The sequence below is a fragment of the Azospirillum sp. B506 genome, from assembly GCF_000333595.1.
Taxonomy (GTDB): Bacteria; Pseudomonadota; Alphaproteobacteria; order Azospirillales; family Azospirillaceae; genus Azospirillum.
In genome coordinates, this window is sequence record NZ_BADK01000303.1 from 1 (window position 1) to 5,365 (window position 5,365).

Here is a 5,365-nt window from a genome sequence, read left to right on the forward strand (position 1 = left end):
GCGCCATCAGCGTTTCGATGCGCCGGTGCAGAGCGATGGCATCGAAAGCCCCATCCGGTATCCGGGGCCGAAGCGCAGGGCAATCGCGGTAAGAAGCTCGAACCCGCCATCGCCGATCTCGCGGTCATTGACGGTGTCGCCATTGCCGCCGACATGGCGGATTGCCCGATAAAGGCGACTGGCGGCATGACCGACACGAAGATGGTGCAGGGTATCGTCAAGCACATCCGGATGGGATTTCCCGGACAGCCGGAGCCTGGGAAGCAGCAGAGCCGTCCGGTCGATCATGAGGCTTGTCCAGAGCGCCTCGTCGGATCCGCCACCCATTGCCCGCCGCCTGACATCCTGCCGGTTCAGTCGAAGCAGCCGGCCAATCGCTGCATCGACCGGTATCGTCTGAAACAGGCTCATGCTCACGACCGCAAATCCCATTGCCGCAAACAGCGCGATGGTGCTGTTGAGCGACCCGGCGAAGTCGCCGGCATAGGTGGCGCCCAGTCCCGAAAGGATCGGGATCGTCAGGGTAATGCCGAGCGCCATATAGGTCGTCGGCGGTCGTGCCTGCAGGGAGCCGGCGAACAGGAAGGCCGGGGCGAGCACTGCGACGAGACCGGCAAAGTCCGCCACGCGGGGAAGGATGACGTAGCTGTAGGCCAGGCTGATCGCAACTCCGGCGACCGAGCCGGTCATGTATTTGACGACATTCGGCGCCGGCGTGTCGACATTGCCGAACAGGGCGCAGCAGACGCCCAGGATCGACACCGCCATTCCACCCTCCGGCCAAGCCGACCAGATCCAGAACGCACAGCCGATGACGATGCCGGCGACCGCCCCCAGCGCGGACCGGGCTGCCATCCAGGGGTCGCGGTGATAGACATAGCCAATCGCGCGCCTGACGCCGAGATGCGATGCGGTGGCCGTTACAGTGCGTGTGCCGTTCCGCACAACGATCCGTTCAAGCCGGTCGCACTCGTGAATCAGGGCAATCATCTCGGCGAGGTGACCGGCGAGATTGGCGGCGATCCTGTCGCCAACCGTCATGGACTCTGCGGTTCTGCGTGTCCGCAGCGTCTTTGCACAGTCGATCAACCGGATCGCAATGGCGTCCCTTCCAGCCGCATCGGCTGTTGCCATCCAAAGCCCCACTTCATCCAGCAGTGCGGTCAATTCGTCGGGCAGGCTGCGGCTTCCAGTGCGAAGGGCATGGATGCGGTCCTCGACTTCCGTCGCAAGCGGAAGCAGTCGCGCAAGCCGGTCATGGATCAGTTGCAGCGTTTCGCGGCTCGGCGTAACCGGGACCGGGTCGTAAGGCAGGTGAACGGCCAGCCCCTGCAGGGCGAGAAGATCCCCCGCGAGCCGGTCACGGTCGCGGCGGAGCGCCTGCCCGGAGCTTCCGCGAAGTGCGTCAGCCGCCAGCCGGCGGGCGTCCCGCAGCGTAGCCGACAGCTTGGCGGTGAACTGGCCGGTCATGCGCTTCGGCAGGACGAAGCGATGGACAAGGACGGCGCAGAGGATGCCGATGGAGATCTCCTGAACCCGCACCGACGCCGTATCGAAGATGGCGGCGGGGTTGAGCACGGCGGGGAAGCCGATCAGGCTGGCGGTGTAGCCGGACAGAACGAAGGCATAGGCCCGCGCGGTGCGGTCGAGCAGCGAGAGGTAAAGGCAAAGGCCGATCCAGCTGGCAAGAACCACGCTGCAGACAATCGGATCGTTCACGAAGCACGGGATGATCGCCACGGTCGCCACGGCACCGACAATCGTCCCCGCGAAGCGATAGACGCCACGGCTGAGCGACGCGCCGGCCGAATTTTGTGAAACGATATAGACGGTGACGATTGCCCAGGAGGGTTTCGGCACTCCTGCACGCAGCGCGATGTAGTAGGCCAGCATCGCCGCGGCGAAGCTCTTCACCGAGAAGAGCAGCGCATCCGCGTCAGCCCGCAATATCGGCATCCGGGATTGCAGTGACAACGCGCGACCGATGGCCGCGATCTGGAGGACGATTCCGGTGATGGCGAAGCGCTGGTTTGAAGGATGGTCGGTTCTCATGCCGCTGAGTATCGGCGCGTTGCACAGCATTATAAATTAGGTATCCTGTCAAAAAATCCCTGAATCATGCCAAAGTCGATTATGCCGAACCCCATCTCCGCACCGCGGTCTGCCGTTTCAGTCTATGACCCCGATCTGGCCGATCGGCCTGCGGTCGCACGTTTGCTCGATTTCGCGGAATACGAGGCGGAAGTGCCTGTGCATGTGCATCGGAGGGGGCAGTTGATTCTCGCGCTGCATGGCGCCGTCACCTGCAGCGCGGACGACGAGATCTGGATCGTGCCGCCGGACTGCGGCGTCTGGATCCCGGGCAGCATGCCGCACAGTGTCAGGACGACGGCAAATGCCCGCCTCAGCTACCTGTTCGTGGAGCCGGGAGCCGCAAATCTGCCCGATGTCTGCTGTACGCTATCGATTTCTCCGCTGGTGCGGGAACTGGTCAACCGGTTGACCGGCGAGGTATCGGACTATTCGCCGGACAGCCATGCCGCCCGGCTCGCGAGGGTAACGCTGGACGAGTTGACCGGGATGCCGCGCGAACACTTCAACCTGCCCATTTCCAACAGCCCGAAGATCCGGGCGATCGCCGACGCCTTGACGATCGATCCATCCGACCGGAGTACATTGGGAGAATGGGCAAAGCGCGTTGCGATGAGCGAGAGGTCGCTGGCTCGTTTGATGATCCGGGAGACAGGCCTGACGTTCGGGCGATGGCGACAGCAGTTTCATCTTGTCGTCGCGCTTCGTGACTTGGCCGGCGGGGCAACGGTGCAGACTGTGGCGGATTCGCTGGGCTATGAGTCGGTCAATGCTTTCATCACGATGTTCAAGAAAGCCCTGGGAAGTACACCGGCGCAGTATTTCACTCAACGCAGGGTGAAACTGTCACAGTCCCGAATAAGACGAGGGCAATGGGCGTCGAGGCCGGAACGCCCAGCCGATAACGGACGAGACCAGCAATTTGGACGCCAACGTCGCTGCCCGGATCATCGCCTCGACGGCGGCTCCGCATAGGCTGCCCGATCCACTTCCCCCGTCCGCCCGGCTCGGCTATCGTCCCGGGCTTTCCCCCTCCCGGATCTGGAGACGGCACGACATGACCCGCAACATCGACCGGCTGCTCGACGTGATGGCGCGGCTGCGGAATCCCGACGGCGGGTGTCCGTGGGACCTGGAGCAGACCTATCGCTCCATCGCGCCACACACGATTGAGGAGGCCTATGAGGTCGCCGACGCCATCGAGAAGGACGACAAGGTCGCCCTGCGCGAGGAACTGGGCGATCTGCTGTTCCAGGTCGTCTATTACAGCCAGATGGCCCGCGAAGAGGGGCTGTTCGACTTTGACGAAGTGGCCGGCGTCATCACCGACAAGATGATCCGCCGCCACCCCCACGTCTTCGGTCCGGAAGAGGTGAAGTCGTCGGACCAGCAGACCTCGCGCTGGGAGGACCACAAGGCGGCCGAACGGGCGGCAAAGGCCGCCGAGGAAGGCCGGGCACCGTCGGCGCTGGAAGGTGTGATCGGCGGTCTGCCGGCACTGACCCGGGCGCTGAAACTGCAGAACCGTGCGGCGCGCGTCGGCTTCGACTGGACCGATCCGCGCGACATCCTCGACAAGATCGAGGAGGAGGTGCGGGAGCTGCGGGCGGAGATGGACGCCGGCTCGGCGCAGGAGCGCGTGGCGGACGAGCTGGGAGACCTGCTGTTCGCGCTGGTGAATCTCGGCCGCCGGCTGAAGGTTGAACCGGAAACGGCTCTGCGCGGCACCAATGCCAAGTTCGAACGCCGCTTCCACCGCATCGAAGCCCTGCTGGCCGCCGGGGGCCGCAAGCCGCAGGATGCCACGCTCGACGAAATGGAAGCACTGTGGCAACAGGCCAAGCGCGAGGAGCGCGGAGAAGTCTGAGGCTTCAATAGCGCCAGCGGTCGAAGGCGAAGGCCCAGCGGCGGCGCACCGCGCGGCGGTCCGGATCCTCAAGCTCATGGCGGGCGCGGCGGTACTCGCACACGCCGGCGAGATACCGCTCCATGTACGGCTTCACCGGCCCGAACGGCCCCAGTCCCAGCCCGCCATAGACTTCGGCCAGCGTTTCCAACGGATCGGCGACGAAGCGGTCGTAGCGGATCTCCACCAGCCGGCCGGGCGGCAACAGCGCCCGGTCGCGGTCGAACCGCGCCATCATTGCCGGATACAGCTCCAACACCAGCCCGCCCACCGCCTGCGGGTCGTAGGCTTGCAGCGAGAACTCCCGCAGCAGCGTCAACAGCATGCGTCGGGTGGAGCTGAACACCTCATAGGGATCGCGGTGGATGTGGACGAAGACCGCATTGGGACACAGCGCCAGAAGCTCCGCCAATTTTGGCGTGTGGGCCGGATTTTTGATCAGCAGGCGCTGGCCGCCGGCGTAAATCTGCATCTTGGTCAAGTAATGGGTCATCCGACGGCGCCACAGCGCGACGGCTTCCGGCCGGCAGCCCTCGAACAGGACGCCTTGCCGGAAGGCGCGGTGCAGGTGCCTGGGGAAGAAGATGCCGTGGTAATAGGACAGCGGCTGCATCAGGCCCAGGGCCAACTCATCCTCCTGCGGAGAGGTCGGGTCGACCGGCATGGCGTCGATGATACGGTCGGGCGGCAGCCATTCCTCCAGCCTCGACCGCCAGAAGGCGTTCAGGCTGAGAAATCCCCAGGGCAGGCCGACCGCCAGCGGGTCGGGGGCGGTGAACCGCTCGTCCTGGGCAAGCAGGTTCAGCAGATGGGTGGTGCCGCTGCGCCAGTGACCGAGGATGAACAACGGCGGCGGCCCCGCAGCCCTGCCCTGCCCCGCCAGCCGCTCCACCATCCGCCGCTCCAGCAGGTCGAGGGGGGCACGGATCGCGGCGGCACCGACGGCGGTCGCAACGCGGTGCAGGTGCAGCGGCCCGACACCGCCGCCCTGGCGCAGCACGGCCGCCAGCGTGGCCACGTCCGCCCCCGCCAGCGGGTGGAAGATGCGGTGACCGTTGCGGCGCAACCAAGGGGTCATGGCGCGCCCGCCCTCTCCCCCCGCCCTGTTCCCGGTCCGGCCGGATAGGCCCGGCCGCGCCATTCCGATGGCTTGCCATGGCGGGCGCGCAGCAGTGCCGACCACTGGATTGCCAGCATGATGAGCACGCCGACCGGATGCAGCAGGGCACCGATGACGCTCTGGCGGAAGCGGACGGCAAGCATCAGGCGGGATGCCAGACCCGCCACCGCCGCCAGCCCGGCCAGGAGGACCGCTGGCAAATGCAGCGGGTGCAACAGTGCCGAACCCAGCAGAACCCAGGGCAGCAC

General features: G+C 65.6%; 4 protein-coding genes and 1 pseudogene. 2 read left to right on the top strand and 3 right to left on the bottom strand.

Annotation, left to right across the window (positions count from 1 at the left end):
- Positions 1-6 precede the first annotated feature (6 nt).
- A complete protein-coding gene (locus tag I71_RS09385) occupies positions 7-2,052 on the bottom strand; it encodes an FUSC family protein (RefSeq protein WP_199902142.1) in 2,046 nt (681 codons plus the stop codon).
- Between the two features lie 66 nt (positions 2,053-2,118).
- Here I71_RS09385 and I71_RS09390 point away from each other — a divergent pair, with 66 nt between their 5' ends.
- The gene (locus tag I71_RS09390) at positions 2,119-3,066 is read left to right on the top strand and encodes a helix-turn-helix domain-containing protein (RefSeq protein ID WP_083897070.1); all 948 of its coding nucleotides are present in this window, start codon (positions 2,119-2,121) and stop codon (positions 3,064-3,066) included.
- 82 nt (positions 3,067-3,148) lie between these two features.
- Positions 3,149-3,958: a nucleoside triphosphate pyrophosphohydrolase gene (gene mazG / locus I71_RS09395; RefSeq protein WP_042694196.1), complete on the top strand. Its 810-nt coding sequence runs from the start codon at positions 3,149-3,151 to the stop codon at positions 3,956-3,958.
- A gap of 4 nt (positions 3,959-3,962) precedes the next feature.
- Here mazG and I71_RS09400 read toward each other — a convergent pair whose 3' ends face one another.
- Both I71_RS09400 and I71_RS09405 read right to left on the bottom strand, forming a co-directional pair.
- A complete protein-coding gene (locus tag I71_RS09400) occupies positions 3,963-5,075 on the bottom strand; it encodes a sulfotransferase (protein WP_042694198.1) in 1,113 nt (370 codons plus the stop codon).
- Positions 5,072-5,365: pseudogene (locus tag I71_RS09405) on the bottom strand (glycosyl transferase); the annotation flags it as partial. The gene I71_RS09400 and the pseudogene I71_RS09405, both read right to left, overlap by 4 nt.

Coding starts and splice junctions, on each gene's coding strand:
- I71_RS09385 (WP_199902142.1), bottom strand. CDS start 2,052: ATGAGAACCGACCATCCTTCAAACCAGCGCTTCGCCATCACCGGAATC.
- I71_RS09400 (WP_042694198.1), bottom strand. CDS start 5,075: ATGACCCCTTGGTTGCGCCGCAACGGTCACCGCATCTTCCACCCGCTG.
- I71_RS09390 (WP_083897070.1), top strand. CDS start 2,119: ATGCCAAAGTCGATTATGCCGAACCCCATCTCCGCACCGCGGTCTGCC.
- mazG (WP_042694196.1), top strand. CDS start 3,149: ATGACCCGCAACATCGACCGGCTGCTCGACGTGATGGCGCGGCTGCGG.